Below are 21,182 nucleotides of genomic sequence, written 5' to 3' on the forward strand. Positions count from 1 at the left end.
CCGCTGAGGAGAGGCCCATGCCCCCCGTGATCGGCTTCGTCGGCTTTGGCGAGGCGGCCCGCTGCTTCGCCGCCCATTTTGCGCAGTCAGGCATCGCCGACATGCCCGTCTTCTGCGACGGGCCAACAAATCACCCGCCTTATTCCGACGCATTCCGGGCGCAGGTCGCGGCCCATGGCGGAAGGGCGGTGGACCATCTGTCGGACCTCGCCACGGCCGATGTCATCATCTCCGCCGTCGTGGTGGCGACCGCCCTGCCGGCCGGCCTTGCCATCGCCGCGGTGGCGCGGCCGGGCGCGCTGCTGGTCGATATCAATGCCAGCACCCCGGGCCAGAAGCGCCAGGTGGCAGCGGCCTGCGCCGCGAGCGGCATCAGCTTCGTCGATGCCAATCTGATGGGCGCCGTCAGCCTCTATGGCGCCCGCGTGCCGCTCTATTGTTCGGGCGATGGCGTCGGTCGCTTCGCGGAGATCTTCGGCCCGCTCGGCCTGCTGATCGAGGAGGCGGGGTCGGAGGCCGGTGCCGCCGCGGCGGTGAAGATGCTGCGCAGCGTTGTCACCAAGGGGATGGAGGCCTTGCTGGTGGAGGCGCTGACCGCCGCCTCCCTGGCCGGCGTGCGGGCGGAGGCCTTGCGCGGCATCTGCGCGCCGATGGACGCGACGCGCTTCAGCAGCTTCGCCGACATGTGCATCCGCACCGACGTGCTGCATGCCGAACGCCGTGCGGTGGAGATGGAGGGCGTGGTCGAGGGCATTGCCGAACTCGGCCTCGACCCGGTGATGACGCGGGCCACGGCCTCGCGCCTGCGGGCTTCCGCCGCGCTAGGCCTGCGCGCGGATTTCGCGACCCGCGCGGGCTATGATGCGGATGCGGTTCTGGATGCCTATGCGGCGGCCGGCAGACCGGCCGCCGCCTAAGCCGGGTCAGCCGGTGGTGCTGATATTCGCCGCCCGCACCACCGGGGCCCAGCGCTCGAATTCCTTGGCGACGAAGGCGCCGGTCTCTTCGGGGCCCATGTAGATCGGCTCGCTGGCCAGCGCCGTCATGCGCGCCTTCACCACGTCGGAATCCAGCGATTCCCGCATCACCTCCGCCAGCCGGGTCACGACCGGGGTGGGCGTGCCGCGCGGGGCGAAGAGGCCCGTCCAGCTCCGCACCGAATAGCCGGGCACGCCCTGCTCGGCGATGGTCGGCACATCCGGCCGGATGCGCACCCGCTCCTCCGTCCCCACGCCCAGGATCTGGATGCGGCCGGACTGCGCCGGGCCGACCACCGTTGGCAGGTTCATGAAGGCCATGGGGATGGTGCCGGCCATCAGGTCGGTCGCCACGGGCCCGCCGCCGCGATAGGGCACATGCACCATCTCGGTCTGCGTCATCATCCGGAACAGCTCCCCCGCCAGGTGGTTGGAGGAGGCGGTGCCGGAGGAGCCGAAGGACATGCCGCCGCGCGTCGCGCGGATCTTCACCAGCAATTCCTGCACATTGGCGACGCCGAGCCCCGGATGCACTGCCAGCACATTCGGCACGTCGACCATCATGGCAATGGGGGCCAGAACCTCCCGCACATCATAGCCCAGATCGGGCGAGACCAGCGCGTGGAAGACATGGTTGGAGGCAGAGGAGACCAGCAGCGTGTGGCCATCCGGCCGCGCCCGGACCACCTGGCCCATGCCGATGGAGCCGCCACCGCCGGCGCGGTTTTCCACCACCACGGACTGGCCCAGGCGTTCCTGCATCAGCGGCGCGACAAGCCGTGCCACCACGTCATTGGACCCGCCGGGTGCCCAGGGCACGATCAGGGTGATCGGCCGGCTCGGCCAGGCCTCCTGCGCCCGGGCGAGGCCGGGCAGAAAGGCCGGCGCGGCCAGGGCGGCCAGCAGATGGCGACGCTGCATGGTTCGTTCCTCCGTTGGATTTCTGGCGCCAGAATGACGCCAGTCGGGGGCGCGCGCCAGAGGGACGTGGCGTGAGAGGGTGTCACCCGGGGCACAGGCCACCCGCCCCGCGGTGCGTTCAGGCGGCCAGTTACCGTCTGGCCGCCCACGGCAGGTTCAGCCGAAGACGAGGATGTCGGACGCCGTCATCGCCAATCCGGTCGACAGCATGGCGAAGGCCACGGCCTCGCTCGCACCGGTGCCATCCGCATCGAAGGCGAGGGTGCCGGTCGCCGCGTCGTAGAGGATGCGGTCCTCGGCATCGCCCGCCGCCGCGCCCAGGAAGAAGGCGTCGGCATCCAGCGTCCCAAGCGCCAGCGCGCCGAAGGTCGCGCCGTAGAGATGGATCTGGTCGGACCCCAGGGTGAAGTCCGTGATGGTGTCGACATCGCCGCCCCCGGGTGCCAGGTCAAAGTAGAACACGTCGTCCCCCGTGCCACCGGTCAACCGGTCCGAACCCGAGCCACCGATCAAGGTGTCCGCCCCGGCGCCGCCCAGCATCGTGTCGTTGCCGCCCTCGCCGAACAGGACGTTGTCCATGGTATTGCCCATGACCCGGTTGGCCAGCTCGTTGCCGGAGCCGACCACGGCTTCGCCCAGCAGGTTGAGGTTCTCGACCCAGGCGCCAAGGGTGAAGTTGTTGCTGGCGGTCACCAGGTCGATGCCGCCGCCCTCGAGCTCGATCACCTGGTCGCCACCGGTGTCCACCACGTAGCGGTCATTGCCCGTGCCGCCTTCCATGATGTCCGCACCGATGCCGCCATTCATGGTGTCGTCGCCGGCGCCGCCGAGCAGCGTGTCGTTGCCGTCCGCCCCGTTGATCAGGTCGTTGCCGCCGCCGCCCTCGATCAGGTTGTCCTGCGCATTGCCGACCAGGCGGTCCGCATGGGCGCTGCCCTGCAGATTCTCGAAGCCGCTGAACACATCGCCGGTCGCGTCGCCGCCGGAGGCGAGACCTGTCGCGAGGTTGATCGAGACGGCCTCAAGGCTCGCCGTGTAGCTCAGCGTGTCGCGCCCGGCGCCGCCGGTGAAGACATCGAGGTCGGCCCCGCCATGCACCAGCAGGCCATTGGCCGCGGAGAGCGAGGCGGCATCCACCGTATTGCCCATGGCGCCGCCGAAGACGGTGATCTGGGCACCGGGCAGGCGGGAGAAGTTGGCGTCGGTCAGCGTCATGCTGTTCGGCCCGTCCTGCGACAGGCGGAAGAATTCGAAGCCGCTGACGCCGGTGATGCCGACCAGGCCGGCGGTGCCGACATTGATGGTGTTGCCGCTGCCGTCGCCGGTCTCGAGACCGCCGCGGATCGAATCCGTGCTCAGCGCCCCGGCCGAGACGGCGAGGATGTTGCCGCCGCCGCCGGCGGAGACCGTGTTGGCCGTGCCCTCGCCGAGCACGATGCGGTTGGCGCCGGTGCCGACCGTGATGGTGTTGGCGTCGCCGTCGCCGACCAGGATGCGGCTGTTGCCGTCGCCGCTGGTGATGGCGTTCACGCCATTGCCGACCACGATGCGGTTGATGCCGTCGCCGGCGGTCAACGTGTTCTGGCCGTTGCCGGCGAGGATGACGCTCGGGCCATCGGCGGTGACGACGGTGTTGTTGCCGTCCTTCAGCACGGTGCGATTGGCGCTGAGGCCGGAGACGGTGATGGTGTTGTTGCCGCTGCCGGCCGTGATGCGGTCGTCGCCGCCGGCCAGGGTCAGGGTGTTGTTGCCATTGCCCAGCGTCAGGGAATCCCGGCCGCCGCCAAAAGTCAGCGTGTTATTGCCGTTCTGGCCGGTGACGATGTGGTCGTCATCGCCAAACGTGATGGTGTTGTCGCTATTGCCGAGGTTCACGAAGACGGTTGCCATTTTCTTCTCTTTCTTGCCGTGGACACGTCTTGCGAGCCTCAACGGGAACCTTGCCGTGGCGAATGGATCGCCACGGCGCAATTGCCACGGGGCAGGGCCGAATGGCCTTGCGGACCGCATGAGGAATGCGGCCGCATGGATCGGACTGGGACAAACGTGGAGCTTTGGGGGCCGGCCACCCGATCGGGAGGCTGGGACTGGTGACGCATCTGTCAGGCGTCAGGCAGTTCGTAAGGAAGTAAATACGCTGCCGCGCTCAGATCACCTAACTATTTAATTCGATAGCTCATGTATTTCGTTCAGGATGCCGAGGCCGTGATGAATGCGGGCGAGGGCGCTCGCGCAGCCCCCACCCGCGGCGGCCTCAGCCCAGCGCCGCCGCCACCTTCGCGCAGAACGGTCCCACCGCATCCGGATGGACCCATCGCAGCACGGCCACCACCTCGCCCTGCGGCCAGATCCAGGTGACATTGCCGCCGGCGCCCATGGCGAAGACCGAATCGCGGGGCGCCTCCGGCCAGCGGCCGGCGCCGTTGAGCCACCAGAGGAAGCCATAGGCCGGGTTGAGCGGGCAGGGGGCCAGGGACTGGGCGATCCAGCTCGCCGGAACCACCTGCCGCCCGTCCCATTCGCCGCGCTGGAGGACCAACTGGCCGATCCGGGCCTGGTCCTCGGCATGGATGCGCATGCCGGCGCCCCAATGGGTGCCGCCGGGGACGGAGGGCAGGCGCTGGCCGTCGATCTCGACCCAGGCGTTGTCGTAAGGGTACCAGGTCCAGTCCCGGCTGCCGCCGATCGGGTCGAGGATACGCTCGGCGAAGACCTCCGGCAGCGGGCGGCGGAACAGGTGCAGCAGGGACAGCGACAGGCGGTTCACCCGCACGTCATTGTATTCCCAATAGGTGCCCGGCGGGTGCAGCGGGCGGTCCATGCGCTTCTGCGCGCCACCCTCCCGCGCCAACTCCCGTCCCCGGTCGATGCGGTCGGACTTGCCGAACAGCTCACCCTCCCACTCGCTGGTATTGGTCAGCAGGTGTCGCCAGGTGATGCCGGCATTCTGCGCCGAGTCGAAGCCACCATCCTGGACGCGGGCGCGCACCGGCTCGTCGATATCGGGCAGCAGCCCATCGGCCTGGGCGATGCCGGCCAGCAGGGACAGGTAGGATTTGGCGGCGCTGAAGGTCAGGTCGGCCTGCCGCGTGTCGCCCCAGGCGGCGAGGCGCTGGCCGTGCCGCAGCACCAGCCCGTTCGGCGCACCGCGGGGAAACACCGGGCCAAGCACGGTGTTGTAGGGCGCCGGCTCAAAATGCCCGGATTCCAGATGCGCCAGAAGATCGCGCGGGAACGGGGATTCATGGGCGGCGGCGAAGGCGGCGGCCTCGGCGAGGCGCGGATCGGGCTGGGTCATGCCGGTAGGGTGCCGAAGCGCGGCGGGGAACGGAACCCCCTGCACCCTCGCGGCGAAGTGCCCATATAACGGACCAACCGAGGAGATCCCCGACCATGACGACCGAAACCGCCACGCTCGGTGGCGGCTGCTTCTGGTGCATCGAGGGCGCGCTGCGCCATGTGAACGGCGTGACGCGCGTGGAAAGCGGCTATGCCGGCGGCCATGTGCCGAACCCGACCTATGAGCAGGTCTGCGGCAAGCAGACTGGCCATGCGGAGGTCGTGCGCGTCGATTTCGACCCGACGGTGCTCAGCTACGCCGACCTGCTGCGCATGTTCTTCACCCTGCACGACCCCACCACCAAGGACCGCCAGGGCAATGACGTCGGCCCGCAATACCGCAGCATCATCCTGACCCATTCGCCGGAACAGGCGGAGACGGCCAAGGCGGTGATGGCGGAGATCGAGGCCGCCGGCATCTGGGGTGCCCCCCTGGTGACGCAGCTGGAGCCGGCCACGGAGTATTGGCCCGGTGAGGCGGAGCACCAGGACTACTTCGCCCGCAACCCCTGGTCGGGCTATTGCCGCGTGGTTGTGGCGCCGAAGGTGGCCAAGTTCCGCAAGACGTTTGCCAGCCGCCTGAAGTCCGCGGCGGCCTGAGGAGAGCAAAAGATGGGTCTGTTCACCAAGGACAAGCCGGCCGAGACCTTCCCGGTGGAGAAGTCGGAGGCCGAATGGCGCGCCGAGCTGCCGCCGGAGGCGTTCCGGGTGCTGCGCCAGCACGCCACGGAGCGCCCCGGCACCAGCCCGTTGCTGGCCGAGAAGCGCCCCGGCGTCTTCGCCTGCGCCGGCTGTGGGCATGAGCTGTTCGACAACGCGACGAAGTTCGAGAGCGGCACCGGCTGGCCGAGCTTCTTCCGACCGTTGGAAGGCGGCATCGCCACCACCACCGACCGCAGCTTCTTCATGACGCGGACGGAGGTGCATTGCGCACAGTGCGGAGGACATCTCGGCCATGTCTTTCCGGACGGGCCGGCGCCCACCGGGGAACGTTATTGCATGAACGGTGTTGCGATGGTGTTCCAGCCGGCTGAATAAGCGCTGATTCAGAGGCCGGGCGCTGGACAAGCGCCCGGCGGCGCCTGATTCTCCGACGGCGACACCTGTTGCCTGAAAGTCCCCCCGTGGTCTGGCGCCTCTCTGCCCTGCTTTTCGCGTTGATCCTGCCGGGCGTGGCGCGCGCCGACCTGATCTATGTCCTCAATTCCGCCGATGCCACCATTTCGGTGCTGGACGCGACGACGCGGGAGGAGCGCAGCCGCATCCCCGTGCTCCGGGAACCGCACCACCTGGTGGTCACGCCGGATGGCGCTTCGCTGCTGGTGGCGGATTCTGGCGGGAACGAGGTGTTCTTTCTCGACCCCGCCACCGGGCAGGTCCTGCGGCGCGCGCCGATCTCCAACCCCTACCACCTCGAATTCAGCCCGGATGGCCGCTTCCTCGTTGTCGCCAGCCTGCGCCGCGACCAGGTGGACATCCTGGATGCGCGGACCTTGGAGCTGCGGGCCCGCTTCCGGCCCGGCGACAAGCCCAGCCATGTCGCCTTCAGCCCCGACAGCCGGATGGCCTATGTGACCATTCAGGGCGCCGGCACTGTGGCCGCTTTTGACCTGACGACCCTGACCCAGGCCTGGACCCAGCCGGTGGGGCCGGAACCCGCCGGCATCATCTGGCATCGCGGCAAGCTGGTCATGGGCATCATGGGCAGCACCCATTTCGTCACGCTGGACCCCGCGACGCGGGAGGTGGCGCAGGCTTTCACCCTCGGCCGCGGCGCCCATACCATCTACCCCGCCCCGGATGGCCGGGCGCTGTTCGCCACCAGCCGGGTGGACAGCCGGCTGGCGGAGGTGGATCCGGACACGCTGACGGTGCGCCGCTGGTGGGCGATTCCGGGCGGGCCGGATTGCCTGACCTTCGACCCACAGGGCCGGGTCTGGATGACGCTGCGCTGGTCGAGCCGCGTGGCGGTGTTGGATCCGGAGGCCGATACGGTGGAGACGATGCGCGTCGGCCGTTCACCGCATGGCATCTTCTACAAGCCGCTCGGGCGTGGTGCGGACTACGCCCTGGCGCAGCCCGGTGCGGTGTCCGGCAGCCGCCCCCTGCCGCAGCCCTTGCCGGGCCGGCCAGCTTTGGCGCCGCCGCCGCCGGTCGGGATCGTGCCGGGCGGCATTCCGGTGTTGCCGGCGGCGCTGCGCCGCGCGCCATGATGCGGCGCCGCGGGCTTCTGGCAGGTGCGGCGGGAGTGCTGGCCGCGCCGGCCCTGGCCCAGCTTGCCCCGTCTGGCTGCCGCGGGCAGGTCTATCTCACTATCGACACCGGCTGGAGCCGGGAGGCGGAGGCGATCGCCGCCATCCTGCGCCGCCATGCCGTGACCGCCACCTTGTTCCTCGCCGACGAGCCGACTTTTCGTGGCGACACCACCCTGTCCGAGTCCTGGGCGCCCTTCTGGCGCGCCCGGGTGGCGGAGGGCCATGCTTTCGCCAGTCACACCTGGCGCCACTGGTATTTCGTCGGCGACCCCGGCCCGGGGCGCACCACCTTCCGGTCGCGGCGAGGGCAGGGGCAGGTGGTGCTGGATCAGGCCGGACTCTGCGCGGAACTGGCCCGCCCGATCGAGGCCCTGCGCCGCTTCGCGCCGGAGGCGCGGGTGCTGCCGCTGTGGCGCGCGCCCGGCGGTATTGTCACCCGCAATGCTGTGGCGATGGCCGCAGCTTGCGGGCTGCGACACCAGGGCTGGACCCGCAACGGCTTTCTGGGCGACGAGCTGGACAGCACCGCCCATCCCAACACCGCGCTGCTGCGCAAGAACCTGGCGAATATTCAGCCGGGCGAGGTGCTGGTGATGCATTGGGGCGTGCGCAGCAGGCGGGAGCCCTTTGCCGGCATATTGGAGGAGCTGGTGACCGGGCTTCTCGCGCGCGGGCTGTGTTTCGCGCCCTTGCCGGACGCCGGCACCTAGGCCCAAAGTTGCGGGCCGTGTTTCCCTCGCCGCATCGCCCCTGAGTTTCAACGGCCGCGGGATATTCGCCAAGGCGATTGTGAAGCGCATAGGCGGACCGCGGCGCTGGTTTGACTTGGGTATTTAATTCTGCAATGCACCGAAATGCATCTACATAGGACGAACAGGATGCCTGCCACGTCGGATATTGGTGTTACATTTCGAAATGCGAGTGAGATTCCTCGGAATTACGGTAGGTTTACCCAGAGTCCCATCCTCCACAAGGATATGGAACAGTTTGGCCTGCTCGACCGGATTGAGGAAGGCGTTCATTCCGTATCCTGCGACGACAAGGTCTTCGATTTTCTCTATAAACCCGCTCAGTCCCAAACCCTGGTTGTTTTTCTCCATGGCGCACAGGCCTTCGCCGAGCATCGGCCCGTGCACTCCTTTCCCATTTTTTCGGGCATTCGCGTCGGATCCGATCTGAACATCAGCCGGCTTCTGTTCAGCGACATGACGCTGCATGCGCATGAACGACTGCGTCTTGGCTGGTTTACAGGATATGGCGGTTTCCAATATTCCGATGCCATGCGCCAAGTGACCCAGGCCGTGATCGACCGCGGCGGGTATTCCAAGGTGATCTTCATCGGCGGTTCGGGTGGCGGCCATGCCTCCCTCAGGGTGTCCTGGGATTTTCCTGGATCGATGGCCTTCGTCTGGAATCCGCAAGTCGATATAGGACGATACTGGCCCAGCTACGTCACGGATTATACCAAATCCTGCTTTGGAATGAAAAATTTCTACGACATTCCCGAGGATGTGCGCCGGTACTACAAAATGAATGTCGCGGATATCTACAGGGCGAAGGGGGACCAGAAGAACTTCGTTCTGTATATGCAGAACATCAGCGACAAGTTCCACGTCGATAATCACGCCCAGGAATTTGCGGCGGTCTATGCCGCTGGCAGCCCGGAGCCTGGCTCCAACAGGCTTTCAGACCGGACGGAAATGTTCCTCGGCGACTGGGGCAAGGGACATGTCGGGCCCGATAACGCCCAGTTCGTCGAGATGCTGGAGAGGATTATTCACGGGCCGAGTGACTTTGCCGAACTCTATCGGGACGGCAATTGGACGGCGGAGCTTGCCAGGCTCGTTGGTGGACCCTTCAAGGGGCAAGGCCAGGAAGCCGCCCCTTGATCGGCGCTTTCGATCCGCGTCAGCGGTAATTCGGCTGGTAGCCGGCCGGCGGCGCCCCCTGGTGCCAATTGCCATACTGGTCATACCAGCCGCCATAACGCGGGTCGCGCTGCTGCGCGACGTAGGGATCGGGCGGAATGCGCTCCGGCTCTGGCGCCGGGGTCAGGGCGCCGCCCACCGCGCCCAGCGCGCCGCCAATCAAGGCGCCACGCCCGGCGCTGCCTGTGACGGAGCCAATCAGCGCGCCCGCACCCGCGCCGAGCGCGCCGCCGGCCAGCGCCCGCTGGTTGCGGTCATTGGGGTCGGAACAGGCGGCCAGCAGCACCAGGGGCAGGGCCAACAGGGCAAGGCGGGGTGGGCGCATCAATCGTCTCCTGACGTCATGAGGAGGGCAGGGCCGGACCTCGGACGGCATCAACGTGGTGACAGCGCCCGGGTTCGCGCAAGGCACCACGCAGGGAGGTGACAGGGGGTTCACTCTGCCGATACCTTTCGGTGTCGCGGTATCCTCCCATGTGGGATTCCGTCTGGGATGGAGAGGGTGATGGAACGACGACGGGTTCTGGGCGGCGCCATGGCACTGCTGGGCGGGGCGAAGGCGGCCTCGGCGCAGCAGGCGGCACCCGCACCGCATCATGGACTTGTGATCCCGCCGGATCGGATGGCGCCGCTGCGCGGCGATGGGCCGGTCACGCTGAGCCCCGCGCAATATGCCCAACGCTTCGTGGACAGCCCCGCCCCGGCCGGTACGCCGGGCCGCTGGGTACAGCGCGCGCCGCTGCCGCTGCCGCGCACGGAAATGGCCTGGGCGGCCGAATGGGCCGGCAAGCTGCATGTCGTCGGCGGCTATGCCGAGCAGCAGGTGAACAACACCTGGCACCACATCTACGACCCCGCGACCGATAGCTGGAAGGAAGCCGCCCGCCTGCCGCGCGGCGCCAACCATGTGGGCGTCGTCGCCCATGCCGGCCGGGTCTATGCCTTCGGCGGCTTCAGCAACCAGAATCGCGGCGCCGACACGCTGGCCTTCGCCTATGACGTCGCGGCGGATCGCTGGGACACCTTGGCCCCCATGCCGCGCCCGCGCGGCGCCGGCGCTTTGGCGGTCATCGACGGCAAGATCCACCATATCGGCGGCGCCTCGGAGCCGGAGCGGGAACGCGCCTCGGTCGGTTGGCATGAGGTCTACGACCCGCAGGCCGACAAGTGGGAGATGCGCAAGGCGCTGCCCGGCGCCCGCGACCATGCCGGCGTGCTGGCGCATGACGGCGTCATCCACATCATCGGCGGCCGCTTCAACACCTTCGAATACAATACCGGCCTGCATCACGTGTACCTGCCGGCCCAGGACAACTGGGTGGAACGCGCGCCGTTGCCGACGCCGCGGTCCGGCCACGGCCTGGTGCTGTATCGCGGCCGCTTCTTCGCTATGGGCGGCGAATCCGGCTGGTTCGACAACCGGGTGCTGACCGGCAGGGTGCATGGCCAGATGGAAAGCTACGACCCGGTGACCGACACCTGGCAGCACCACGCCCCGATGCCGACGCCGCGCCATGGTATGGGCGCCGTGACCATCGGCGACTTCATCTATGTGGCCGGCGGCGGGCCGGTGGTGGGCGGCGGCATCAAGACCGCCGTGCATGAGGCCTTCACCCTCGGCTGATGCGGCGCCGATCCCTCCTGGGCGCGCCGGCATGGCTGCTGGCGCCGCCCAGCCTCGCGGCGACCGCCCAGGGCGGCGAGGCGGCGGCGCTGCTGGCCGCGCTGCGCGCCGGGGGTGTCGTCGTCGTGCTGCGCCATGGCATCACCGATCGCGGCCAGGCGGATACCGGCCGCCTGGATGATCGCGCCGGACAGCGCAACCTGTCGGAGGCCGGGCGCGCGCAGTCGCGGCGCCTTGGCCAGTCCTTCGCTGCGCTTGGGCTGCGGCTGGGGGAGGTGCTGACCAGCCCGGTCTTCCGGGCACGCGACACGGCGGAGCTGGCCTTCGGCGCGCGCGCCCTGGTGGAGCCCCGGCTGACGGCGGATGACTACACGCCGGACCCGGCGCTGCTGGCCCGCAACATCGCCTGGCTGCGGACCCGCAGCGGCCAGCCCTCCGCACCGGATGCGGTGGATGTGCTGGTGGGACATATCGTGCCGCTCGGCATGATGCTCGGCCGGGGGCTTTCGCAGGCGGAGTACCCGGAAGGGGCGCTGGCGGTCTTCGCCGCCGGCGGCCGGCTGCTCGGCATCCTCTCCGCCGAAACGCTGGCGGAACTCACCCCATCATCGCCCGCATCAGGAACCCCGCCGCCGCGGTGAGTCCCAGCGTGCGCAGCAGGCCAAGCTTCAGCCCGAACAGGCAGGCCGCAGCCAGGGCGCTCAGCAGCAGCGCATCGGTGTTGAGGCTGTCCAGTACAGGCACGCCGATGCGCATCGGCCCGGCCGAAACGTTCTCCACCCGCGCGAACAGCACCCGAAGGCCGAACCACAGCGCCAGATTGGCGATCACGCCCACCACGGCCGCGGTCACCCCGGCCAGCGCCGCCTTCAGCCGCGGCTCGGCATGCAGCCGTTCGACAAAGGGCGCGCCGAGAAAAATCCAGGCGAAGCAGGGCGTGAAGGTGACCCAGAGCGCGAGCAGCGAGGCCAGCACCCCGCCCCAGATCCCCAGCGCGGCATGGCCGCCCAGAAAGCCCACGAATTGCAGCACCAGGATCAGCGGCCCGGGCGTGGTCTCCGCCAGGCCGAGCCCGGCCAGCATGTCGGCGGCGGTGAGCCAGCCGTAGCCCTCCACCGCCTCCTGCGCCACATAGGCCAGCACGGCATAGGCGCCGCCGAAGGTGACCACCGCGAGCTTGGAGAAGAACCAGGCGATATCCCCCCAGGGCGTGCTGCCGAGCAGCATGGCGACCGGCCAGACCCAGAGCACCAGGGCCAACAGCCCGGCGGTGCGCGCCTGCCGCGCCATGCGGGGGATGCGGCCCGGATCGGCCAGGATCGCCGCATCCAGCAGGGCCGGCGGACCCGGCTGCGCCGCGCCATGGCCGCCTCCACCGAAAGCGTCCGGCAGCAGGAAGCCGGCCAGCGCGGCGCTCAGCACCACCACCGGAAAGGGCAGGTCGAAGGCGAAAAGGGCGAGGAAGGCCAGCCCGGCCAGAAGCCAGGGCAGGGCGCCCTTCAGCGCACGCCGCGCCACCCGCAGCAGCGCCTCCACCACCACCACCAGCACCGCGCATTTCAACCCGAAGAACAGCGCCGCCACCAGCGGCACGGTGCCGAGCGTGACGTAGAGGATGGACAGCGCCAGCATCACCGCCGCGCCGGGCAGGACGAACAGCAGCCCCGCGGCCAGCCCGCCGCGCACGCCGTGCATCAGCCAGCCGAGATAGGTGGCCAGCTGCTGCGCCTCCGGCCCCGGCAGCAGCATGCAGAAGTTCAGCGCGTGCAGGAATCGCGCATCGGAAATCCAGGCGCGCCGTTCCACCACCTCCCGGTGCATCACCGCGATCTGGGCGGCCGGCCCGCCGAAGGACAGCAGGCCGATCCGCCACCACACCTTCAGGGCCTCGCGGAAGCTTGGGAAGGCGGGGTGGTCCATGCGGGGCGGCTCCTCGTGCCAGGGCGCCCCTGTCTTGCATCCCTCGCCTTGCCTTGGAAGCGCCCTCAGCGCGGCCCGCGGGGGGAGGCGGGCACGCCGCAGCCGCAATCCTCCGCCGGCGGAGAGGCGACGGGTTGGGCCAGGGCCGGCTGGCTTCCGGCCAGGATCAGCAGCGCCAGCAGCAGGATCAGGCGATCCATCGGCGACACCCCCTCACAGCAGCAGCGACACGCCGGAGGCCAGAAGCAGCCCCAGCAGCACCAGCCGAAACGTCTCCGTCGGAATGCGGCGATAGGCCATCACGCCGAGCCAGGCGCCCAGCAGCAGTGCCGGCAGCGCCACCAGCAGCATGCGCGCCGATTCGCGGTCGAAGAAGCCCCCGAACAGCAGGGCGATGGCGGCGGCCATCTGCATGACGACGATGAAGGGCTGGAAAATGGCCCGCGCCTCATCCTTCCGAAGCCCCTTGAGGTCGCCCCACATCGCCGGCAGGGCGCCCGAAAAGCCGCCAATGCCGCCGAGGACTCCGCTGACAAAACCCACCCCGGCATCCGCGCCCGGCCCGGCGCGCAGCGGCTGCGGCGGGTGCCTGCGGTACAGGCCGTAGAAGGCCCAGACGGCATAGGCCGCCAGCAGCAGCCCGACGCCGGCGATGATCGCACCGGCATCCACTTCCGCCAGCACCACCACGCCCAGCGGCGTGCCCAACAACCCGCCGATCACATAGGGTTTCAGCACCTGCCAGCGCACGGAGGGCCAGATGGCGCCGAGCGTGCCGAGCTGGATCAGCAGCGACCCCACCACCAGAACCGGCGCCGTTTCCTGCGGCGGCAGCCAGTGGAACAGGATTCCGGCCGCCACCAGGTTGAAGGCAAAGCCGGCGAGGCCCGAGGCGAAGGCCGCGACGAAGCAGCCCCCAAGCAGGATCAGGTAGTCAGTCGGCATCGACGTTTCCGGTTGTTCCGTGTGTGACGACAGAACCGCACTCCCGCGCCAGGCGCCAGCTACCCCAGGTTGTGTCGCCCCATCCTCCCCAGCTTGTGCGGCCGCGCCGCGCATGGTCCTGTCGCCGCAAGATCGGGAGCATGAAACGATGGCGCTGCGCGGTGCGGATGTTCTGGTGCGGGGGCTCAAGGCCGCCGGGGTGACGCGGATCTTCACCCTGTCCGGCAACCACATCATGGAGGTGTTCGACGCGCTGGTCGGCTCCGGCATCGAGATCGTCCACACCCGGCAGGAAGCCGCGGCGGTGCATATGGCCGATGCCTATGCCCGGCTGACCGGCCAGGTCGGCGTGGCGCTGGTGACCGGCGGGCAGGGCCATGCCAATGCCACCGCCGCGCTCTGTTCCGCCCTGGCCGGAGAGGTGCCGGTGCTGCTGCTGTCGGGCCATGCGCCGCTCGCCGACCTCGGCAATGGCGCCTTCCAGGAAGTGCCGCAGGCGGCACTTGCCGCACCGATCAGCAAGGCGTCCTGGACCGCGCAGACGGCGCAGGGCCTGGCCGGCGACATGGCGCGCGCCTTCGCCACCGCGCTGGGCGGTCGCCCCGGCCCGGTGCATGTCAGCCTGCCCACCGATGTGCTGGAAGCGGAGGTGGAGGCGGCCGATGTGCCGGCGGCCATCGCCTTCGCCCGCCGCCCGATGCCGCTGGGCGCCGGCAGCGCGCTGCTGGTGGCCCAGGCAGTGGCGGCGGCGGCGCGGCCGCTGCTGATCGCGCCGCCGGCGCTCTGCACGCCGACGGGCTTTCGGGCGCAGGCGGCGCTGGCCGCGGCGAGCGGGCTGCCGGTGGTGCCGATGCAATCCCCGCGCGGCCTGGCCGATCCCTCGCTGGGCGCCTTTCCGGAGGTGCTGGCGGAGGCCGATCTGATCGTGCTGCTCGGCAAGCCGCTGGACTTCACCCTGAAATTCGGCCGCGCTGCCCCGGCCACCTGCCGCTGGATCGTGCTGGAGCCGGAGGGCGATATCGTCGCGCGGGCGCAGCGGCTGGTGGGCGACCGGCTGGTCTTCGCGGCCGTGGCCGATGCGGCGGAGTCGGTGGCGGCACTGGCCGGGGTGATGCGGCCCGTCGCGGCGCAATCCGGCTGGGCGGAGCGGGTGCGGCAGGCGGTGGATTGGCGGCCGGCGGAATGGGCCGCGCTGGCCGGCGCGCCTGCGGGGCCCATCCGCTCCGCCACGCTGGGCCATGCGGTGAATGCGGCGGTGGCGGAACACGGTGCGACCTTCGTCTGCGATGGCGGCGAGATCGGCCAATGGGGCATGGCCATGGTGCGGGCGGAAACGCGCATCGTGAACGGCGTGGCCGGGGCGATCGGCGTCGGCATTCCCTTCGCCATCGGCGCCCGCGCCGCTTTGGCTCGGCCGACCCTGGCGCTGATGGGCGATGGCAGCTTCGGCTTCCACATGGCGGAGCTGGACACCGCCGCGCGGCACGGCCTGCCCTTCGTCGCCGTGGTCGGCAATGACAGCCGCTGGAATGCCGAGCACCAGATCCAGATTCGCGACTACGGCGCCAACCGCGCCCATGGCTGCGAACTCGCCCCTGGCACGCGCTACGACCTGATCGCCACGGCGCTGGGTGGGCATGGGGAAAATGTGACGCAGGCCGCCGAATTGGCGCCGGCCCTTTCGCGCGCCTTTGCCAGCGGGCGTCCGACCGTGGTCAATGTGGTGCTGGACGGACAGCCGGCGCCGACGCTGCGCCGATAGAGAGGATTGGGCGATGCAGGATCCGCATGCGGTCACCAGCCTGGCGGCGCTGGAGGCGCTGTATGGCGAGGTGAATGCCAATTCACTGCTGAAGGTGCGGCGCGACATCGACGTGCCGAGCCGCGACTTCATCGCCCGGAGCCCCTTCTGCATCCTGTCCACCCGCGGCGCCGATGGCGCCGTGCACGGCACGCCGCGCGGCGACGCGCCCGGCTTCGTCCGCGTGCTGTCGGGCACGGAGGTGGCGATGCCCGACCGGCGCGGCAACAACCGGCTGGACGCGCTGCGCGACATCATCGCCGATCCGCAGGTGGCGCTGCTGTTCCTGATTCCGGGCGTGGGGGAGACGCTGCGCGTGGCTGGCCAGGCCAGCATCACCACCGATCCCGCGCTGTGCGCCGCGCTGGCGGAGCGGGGCAGGGAGCCCGCGACGGTGCTGCGCATTCGCGTCGAGGAAGTCTACTTCCAATGCGCCCGCGCTTTGATGCGTTCCGGGCTATGGGGCGCCACGCCGCGCCCGGCGGGGGTGCCGACCGCCGGCCAGTTCCTGAAATCCGCCACCGCCGGCGCCTTCGATGGCGACAGCTACGACCGTGAAGGGCCGGCGCGGCTGGCGGCGAACCTCTACTGAGGCGCTGACGTCCCGAGGGGGTGCAGCGCGCCGAGGGTGGCGTGCAGCACCCGCTCCAGCTCCGGCAGCTGGGGCTTGATGTCGGGGCCGGGCAGGTGTTCCAGCGAGGCGGCGATGTTGCCCAGTTGCTGGGCGCCCAGATTCCACGCCACGCCCTTCATGCGATGCGCCACCTTGCGATGGCCCCCGGCCTCCCCCAGCGCGGCCAGCTCCGCCAGGTCGGCGCGGAACTGGCGCTCGAATTCCGTCAGGATCTCCCGCCAATCGGCGGCGCTTATCTGTGATGCGAGCGCCGCCGCGCCGTCGTTCAGCAGGGCCGATTTGGGTGGCTGGGGCTCGGGCGGGGGCGGCTGCGTGGGGGCGCCGGCCAGCGCCTCCGCGATCGCGGCCGAGAGTTGGTCGATGCGGATCGGCTTGGAGACGAAGCCCTGCATCCCGGCCTCCAGGCAACGCGCCCGGTGCTGCCCCCCGGCATGCGCCGTCAAGGCGATGATGGGCGCGGTGGCGACCGGCAGGCGGCTGGCGCGAATCGCCCGTGTGGCCGCGTAGCCATCCATCTCCGGCATCTCGAGATCCATCAGGATCAGGTCGAAGGCCTCGCGGCCGGCTTCCAATGCCTCCCCGCCGCCGGCCACGGCCGTGGCGGCCATGCCGAGGCGTTGCAGCAACAGCCGGGCGACTTCCCGGTTTGTGGGATGGTCGTCCACGATCAGCACACGCCGGGGCAGGACCCCCGGTCCGGACTGGCTGGCAGCGGGCGGGCTGTGCGAGGCGGCCTGCGCCTTGTGCGCCGTGCAGGCGATGGAGAAGCGGAAGGCGCTGCCCTGCCCCTCCTCACTCTCCACGCAGATGGTCCCGCCCATGGCCTGCACCAGCCGCCGACAGATCGCGAGGCCCAGGCCGGTGCCACCAAAACGCCGGGCGATGCCGTCATGGGCCTGGACGAAGGGATCGAAGATCGCCGCGTGCATCGCGACAGGAATGCCGATGCCGCTGTCCTGCACTGCGAATTCCAGCAGGAACTGCCCTTCGGCGGCATCCGCGCCGCGGCGCCCGCTCACGCTGATGGCGCCACGCTCGGTGAACTTCACCGCATTGCCGATCAGGTTGAACAGGATCTGGCGCAGCCGCAGCGGGTCGCACAGCAGCATTGCCGGCACATCCGCGTCCAGCGCCCAATGCAGCGCCAGGCCCTTGGCGACCGCACGCGGCTGCAACAGCCGGGTCACTTCCCCGAGGATCGCCGCAGGGCTGGCGGGCGCGCGTTCCATGATGGTGTGGCCGGCTTCGAGCCGGGAGAAAGCGAGGATGTCGTCCAGCAGACCCAGCAGCGCTTCGGCCGATTGTCGGGCAAGATTGACCCGTTCCCGCTGATCGGTCGCCAATCGCCCGTCATCGAGGATGTCGAGCATGCCCAGGATGCCATTCATGGGCGTTCGCAGCTCATGACTCACGGTGGTCAAAAAGCCATCCTTGGCGCGGCTCGCCGCCTCCGCCGCCTGTCGTGCCTGGTCCAGATCGCGTTGCATCCGCTTGGCGGCGGAGATGTCGGCATAGGTGCTGAACGTTTTGCCATCCGGCGTCCGCTGCTGAAGAACGCGCAGCCACCGGTCACCGGGCAAGGCCAGCTCGAAGGGCGCGCCGGTGAAGCGCTCGCCTTCCGCCAGCGTCTGCATGCGGGACTCCGCCGCGGCAGGCGTGTCAGCCCGGCCAGCCCATCGCCCTGCCAGAATCTCCGCCAGCGTCCGGCCCACGGCCTGGTCCAGTCCGGCCAGGCCGAAGAAGCCGAGGAAGCCCGCATTGGCCGAGAGGATTCGCCCGTCCGTCCCCGCGATGGTCGCGCCATCGCCGTCTTCGGCGGCGAAAGGCATGAGCTCCGGCAGCAGCGCGCCCCGCGCTCCGACCGAAACGCCCTCCGGCCTGGGGGCTTCGATCGGGGTCCAGATACGCACCCGGCCGATCCCCGGCACGATATCGGCCGCGACACGGACCCATTGACCATGGTGTTCGAAGATGAAGGGCTGGGTCTGCGCGCGGTGGCGGGCGATGCCCTCCGCCACGCACTGCTCTACACTGCCCATCTCCGCGGGGCTCAGCCGCGTGGCATAGAAGCGGCGCAGATTTTCCGAGTAATGCTCGCCGGCCGTGACATGACCCCGATGCTCAGGAAACAGCCGGAGAAAGCTGCGGTTCCAGAGCAGGGCGCGGTCGTCATTGTCGAACAGGCAAAGCGCGATGTGGAGGCTGTCAAGCGTGCCCGCCATACGGCGATAGTGGTCCAGGCTCACATCATCCACGCCATCGTCAGCCCAAACCCTGAATGCAGCCCGGCGCGCATGTTGCGTCGCAGAGCGCTTGTCGCACAAGTTAATATACCGCGAAGAACGACGCGCGACGAGACAGGCCGGCGGGTGTCAGTCCGGCAGGATGGCGGTGGCCTCGATCTCGACGCGGGCCTCCGGCTCGACCAGCGCCACCACCTGCACCAGCGCCATGGCCGGGAAGTTGCGGCCCATCACGGCGCGATAGGCGGGGCCGAGGGCTGCGAGGCTGGCGCGGTACTCGGCGATGTCCACCACATACCAGGTCAGGCGGCCGATATGTTCCGGCCCGGCGCCGGCTTCCTTCAGCACGGCGAGGATATTGGCCAGCGCCTGCTTCACCTGGTCGACGAAGCCCTCGGCGAAGACGCCCTGCGCATCCCAGCCGATCTGCCCGCCTACCAGCACGATGCGGCCGCGCCCCATCATGCCGTTGGCATAGCCGCGCGGCGCGGGCCAGCCGGGCGGCTGCAGCGCGGTCAGCGGCGCGCCACTCATGCGCAGCGACCCTGATAGGCGGTGAGCGCCGCGCGCAGATCGCCGGGGATCGGCACGGCGCGACGGGCATCGAGATCGGTGGTGGCGGTGATCAGATGCATGCGCAGCAACTCCTCCTCCCCCCGATGCACATGCATGGTGACGGTGTAGGAGGCACCACCGATGCGCGCGAGCAGCGGCGTCAGCGTGACCCGGTCACCCATCAGGCCGGGGGCGAAGAAATCCGCCTCGGCATGGGCGAAGCCGGTGCCGATGCGGCGCGTGGCGTGCAGCGCGTGGAAATCGATGGCGAGCTCGGATTCGAAGAAATCTTCGATGGCGCCATTGGCCATGGCGAACCAGGTCGGGAAGAAGACGATGCCGGCCGGGTCGCAATCGCCGAAGCGCACGCGCTGGGTGGCATGGAAGGCCGCCGGCGGCAGGCTGGAGAAAGGGATGGGTGTTGGGCGGCTCATCCACCGGACTCCGCTTGTTGGCGCAAGGCGAAGCGTTGCAGCTTGCCGGTTTCGGTGCGCGGCAGGGCTTCGACGAAGACCACGCTGCGCGGGTATTTGTAGGGCGCGATTTCCGCCTTCACATGGTCCTGCAAGGCCTTGGTGAGCACGGCATCCGCGGCAAAGCCCGGCTTCGCCACGACATAGGCGCGCACCACCATGCCACGTTCGGCATCTGGCGCGGCGACCACGCCGCATTCGGCGACGGCGGGATGTGCGAGCAGCGCCGCCTCCACCTCCGGCCCCGCGATGTTGTAGCCGGCGGAGACGATCATGTCGTCGTTCCGCGCCTGGTACCAGAAATAGCCATCTGCATCCTGGATGTAGGTATCGCCGGTGATGTTCCAGCCATTCTGCACGTACTGCGCCTGACGCGGATCGTCGAGATAGCGGCAGCCGGTCGGGCCCTTCACGGCAAGGCGCCCCGGCGTGCCGGGCGGGACTTCGGTGCCCTGGTCATCCACCACGCGGGCGAGGTAGCCGGGCACGGGCAGCCCGGTGGCGCCGGGCACGATCTGGTCCTCCGCGGCGCTGATGAAGATGTGCAGCATCTCGGTGGCGCCGATGCCGTCCATCAGCTTCAGGCCCGTGGCGGCAAGCCAGGAGTCGAAGACCGGCTTCGGCAGGGTTTCACCGGCCGAGACGCATTTGCGCAGCGACGACAGGTCGTGCTGCCCGGCGAGGCCGGCCATGACGCGATAGGCGGTGGGGGCGGTGAAGCAGACCGTGGCGCGGTCGCGCGCGATGGCGGCGGGCAGCTCCTCCGGCGGCGCGCGTTCCAGCAGCACGGCGGAGGCGCCGACGCGGAAGGGAAACAGCACCAGCCCGCCAAGGCCGAAGGTGAAGGCCAAGGGCGGGGAGCCGATGAAGATGTCGGTCGGCTCCGGCTTCAGAACCTGCATCGCGTAGCCGTCGCAGATTGCCAGCATGTCGCGATGGAAGTGCAGCGTGCCCTTGGGCTCCCCGGTGCTGCCGCTGGTGAAGCCGATGAGGCAGATGTCGTCGGCGGCGCTGTCATAGGCAGGGAAGCCTGGCTCGGCCTGTTCGACCATGCCTTCCAGCACGCCGTCGCCCCAGGTGACGAGGTGGCGCAGGTCCGGGCCATCCGCCTTGCGCAGTTCATCGGCGAGCCGCGCATCGCAGAGCGCATGCGTGATGCGCGCCTTGCGCAGCATCTGGGACAGTTCCTTGGCGCGCAGCAGCGGCATGCTGGCAACCACCACGCCGCCGGCCTTCAGGACGGCAAAGTAGGCGGCGACCATCCAGGCATTGTTGGCGCTGCGCAGCAGCACGCGGTTGCCGGGCACCAGACCGAGACGCTCGACCAGCACGCGGGCGATGCGGTCGACGCGATCGGCGAGCTGGGCGTAGGTCAGCGTCTCCGCCGGTGTCACCAGCGCCGGGTGGTCGCCACGGCCGCGTTCGACATTGCGATCCAGCAGCTCCACCGCGCAGTTGAAGCGCGGCGGGTACTGAAATTCCGGTCGGTCCAGCAGAAATTCCGGCCATTGGTCGCGCGGGGGAAGCCGGTCTTGGCAGAAGCTGTCATGCATTTCGTCCATCCTCG

21 protein-coding genes are annotated in these 21,182 nt (G+C 69.4%); 10 read left to right on the plus strand and 11 right to left on the minus strand.

Annotation, left to right across the window (positions count from 1 at the left end; all coding sequences use genetic code 11):
- Positions 1-17: 17 nt before the first annotated feature.
- Positions 18-917 (plus strand): DUF1932 domain-containing protein, encoded by a 900-nt coding sequence (locus ACVFYP_RS06855; protein WP_499199376.1) that lies wholly within the window; start codon positions 18-20, stop codon positions 915-917.
- Positions 918-923: 6 nt separating this feature from the next.
- On the opposite strand, the gene ACVFYP_RS06860 is transcribed toward ACVFYP_RS06855, so the two are convergent.
- From ACVFYP_RS06860 to ACVFYP_RS06870, 3 genes are all read right to left on the minus strand, one after another.
- Positions 924-1,898 carry a Bug family tripartite tricarboxylate transporter substrate binding protein gene (locus ACVFYP_RS06860; protein WP_499199377.1) on the minus strand — a complete coding sequence of 325 codons (975 nt, stop codon included), beginning with the start codon at positions 1,896-1,898 and terminating at the stop codon, positions 924-926.
- A gap of 156 nt (positions 1,899-2,054) precedes the next feature.
- The gene (locus tag ACVFYP_RS06865) at positions 2,055-3,788 is read right to left on the minus strand and encodes a hypothetical protein (protein WP_499199378.1); all 1,734 of its coding nucleotides are present in this window, start codon (positions 3,786-3,788) and stop codon (positions 2,055-2,057) included.
- 364 nt (positions 3,789-4,152) lie between these two features.
- Positions 4,153-5,196 (minus strand): serine hydrolase domain-containing protein, encoded by a 1,044-nt coding sequence (locus tag ACVFYP_RS06870; RefSeq protein WP_499199379.1) that lies wholly within the window; start codon positions 5,194-5,196, stop codon positions 4,153-4,155.
- A gap of 95 nt (positions 5,197-5,291) precedes the next feature.
- On the opposite strand from ACVFYP_RS06870, the gene msrA reads away from it, so the two are divergent.
- The 5 genes from msrA to ACVFYP_RS06895 all read left to right on the plus strand — a co-directional run bounded on the left by msrA (position 5,292) and on the right by ACVFYP_RS06895 (position 9,381).
- On the plus strand, positions 5,292-5,837 hold the full coding sequence (msrA, locus tag ACVFYP_RS06875; protein WP_499199380.1) for a peptide-methionine (S)-S-oxide reductase MsrA: 546 nt from the start codon (positions 5,292-5,294) through the stop codon (positions 5,835-5,837).
- A 12-nt stretch (positions 5,838-5,849) separates the two neighbouring features.
- Positions 5,850-6,275, plus strand: a complete 426-nt coding sequence (gene msrB, locus ACVFYP_RS06880) for a peptide-methionine (R)-S-oxide reductase MsrB (RefSeq protein ID WP_499199381.1) — start codon at positions 5,850-5,852, stop codon at positions 6,273-6,275.
- Between the two features lie 68 nt (positions 6,276-6,343).
- A complete protein-coding gene (locus tag ACVFYP_RS06885; protein ID WP_499199382.1) occupies positions 6,344-7,450 on the plus strand; it encodes a YncE family protein in 1,107 nt (368 codons plus the stop codon).
- Complete coding sequence (locus tag ACVFYP_RS06890) at positions 7,447-8,202, plus strand: polysaccharide deacetylase family protein (protein WP_499199383.1); 756 nt, start codon at positions 7,447-7,449, stop codon at positions 8,200-8,202. Before ACVFYP_RS06885 ends, ACVFYP_RS06890 begins: the two co-directional genes overlap by 4 nt.
- 168 nt (positions 8,203-8,370) lie before the next feature.
- Positions 8,371-9,381: a hypothetical protein gene (locus ACVFYP_RS06895; RefSeq protein WP_499199384.1), complete on the plus strand. Its 1,011-nt coding sequence runs from the start codon at positions 8,371-8,373 to the stop codon at positions 9,379-9,381.
- A gap of 19 nt (positions 9,382-9,400) precedes the next feature.
- On the opposite strand, the gene ACVFYP_RS06900 is transcribed toward ACVFYP_RS06895, so the two are convergent.
- Positions 9,401-9,745, minus strand: a complete 345-nt coding sequence (locus tag ACVFYP_RS06900) for a YMGG-like glycine zipper-containing protein (protein ID WP_499199385.1) — start codon at positions 9,743-9,745, stop codon at positions 9,401-9,403.
- A 180-nt stretch (positions 9,746-9,925) separates the two neighbouring features.
- Here ACVFYP_RS06900 and ACVFYP_RS06905 point away from each other — a divergent pair, with 180 nt between their 5' ends.
- Positions 9,926-11,044, plus strand: coding sequence for a Kelch repeat-containing protein (locus ACVFYP_RS06905; RefSeq protein WP_499199386.1), 1,119 nt, complete (start codon positions 9,926-9,928; stop codon positions 11,042-11,044).
- Positions 11,044-11,685, plus strand: a complete 642-nt coding sequence (locus ACVFYP_RS06910; RefSeq protein ID WP_499199387.1) for a histidine phosphatase family protein — start codon at positions 11,044-11,046, stop codon at positions 11,683-11,685. The genes ACVFYP_RS06905 and ACVFYP_RS06910 overlap by 1 nt, the downstream gene beginning before the upstream one ends.
- Here ACVFYP_RS06910 and chrA read toward each other — a convergent pair.
- From chrA to ACVFYP_RS06925, 3 genes are all read right to left on the minus strand, one after another.
- Positions 11,642-12,964, minus strand: a complete 1,323-nt coding sequence (gene chrA / locus ACVFYP_RS06915; protein ID WP_499199388.1) for a chromate efflux transporter — start codon at positions 12,962-12,964, stop codon at positions 11,642-11,644. The two genes, ACVFYP_RS06910 and chrA, sit on opposite strands and share 44 nt — an antisense overlap.
- Positions 12,965-13,029: 65 nt before the next feature.
- Entirely contained in the window at positions 13,030-13,164 is a 135-nt protein-coding gene (locus tag ACVFYP_RS06920; RefSeq protein WP_499199389.1) for a hypothetical protein, read from the minus strand.
- Positions 13,165-13,177: 13 nt separating this feature from the next.
- A complete protein-coding gene (locus ACVFYP_RS06925; protein WP_499199390.1) occupies positions 13,178-13,909 on the minus strand; it encodes a sulfite exporter TauE/SafE family protein in 732 nt (243 codons plus the stop codon).
- A gap of 148 nt (positions 13,910-14,057) precedes the next feature.
- Between ACVFYP_RS06925 and ACVFYP_RS06930 the strand changes: the two genes are divergently transcribed.
- Together ACVFYP_RS06930 and ACVFYP_RS06935 are read left to right on the plus strand one after the other, a co-directional pair.
- Positions 14,058-15,671 (plus strand): thiamine pyrophosphate-binding protein, encoded by a 1,614-nt coding sequence (locus ACVFYP_RS06930; RefSeq protein ID WP_499199391.1) that lies wholly within the window; start codon positions 14,058-14,060, stop codon positions 15,669-15,671.
- Between the two features lie 13 nt (positions 15,672-15,684).
- On the plus strand, positions 15,685-16,302 hold the full coding sequence (locus tag ACVFYP_RS06935; protein WP_499199392.1) for an MSMEG_1061 family FMN-dependent PPOX-type flavoprotein: 618 nt from the start codon (positions 15,685-15,687) through the stop codon (positions 16,300-16,302).
- On the opposite strand, the gene ACVFYP_RS06940 is transcribed toward ACVFYP_RS06935, so the two are convergent.
- The 4 genes from ACVFYP_RS06940 to ACVFYP_RS06955 form a co-directional block, all read right to left on the minus strand.
- On the minus strand, positions 16,296-18,599 hold the full coding sequence (locus ACVFYP_RS06940; protein ID WP_499199393.1) for an ATP-binding protein: 2,304 nt from the start codon (positions 18,597-18,599) through the stop codon (positions 16,296-16,298). The two genes, ACVFYP_RS06935 and ACVFYP_RS06940, sit on opposite strands and share 7 nt — an antisense overlap.
- Before the next feature lie 117 nt (positions 18,600-18,716).
- Complete coding sequence (locus ACVFYP_RS06945; protein WP_499199394.1) at positions 18,717-19,121, minus strand: RidA family protein; 405 nt, start codon at positions 19,119-19,121, stop codon at positions 18,717-18,719.
- Positions 19,118-19,576: an acyl-CoA thioesterase gene (locus ACVFYP_RS06950; protein WP_499199395.1), complete on the minus strand. Its 459-nt coding sequence runs from the start codon at positions 19,574-19,576 to the stop codon at positions 19,118-19,120. The genes ACVFYP_RS06945 and ACVFYP_RS06950 overlap by 4 nt, the downstream gene beginning before the upstream one ends.
- Positions 19,573-21,168 carry an AMP-binding protein gene (locus tag ACVFYP_RS06955; RefSeq protein ID WP_499199396.1) on the minus strand — a complete coding sequence of 532 codons (1,596 nt, stop codon included), beginning with the start codon at positions 21,166-21,168 and terminating at the stop codon, positions 19,573-19,575. Before ACVFYP_RS06955 ends, ACVFYP_RS06950 begins: the two co-directional genes overlap by 4 nt.
- Positions 21,169-21,182: the final 14 nt, after the last annotated feature.

The organism is Roseomonas sp. F4, from assembly GCF_053891155.1.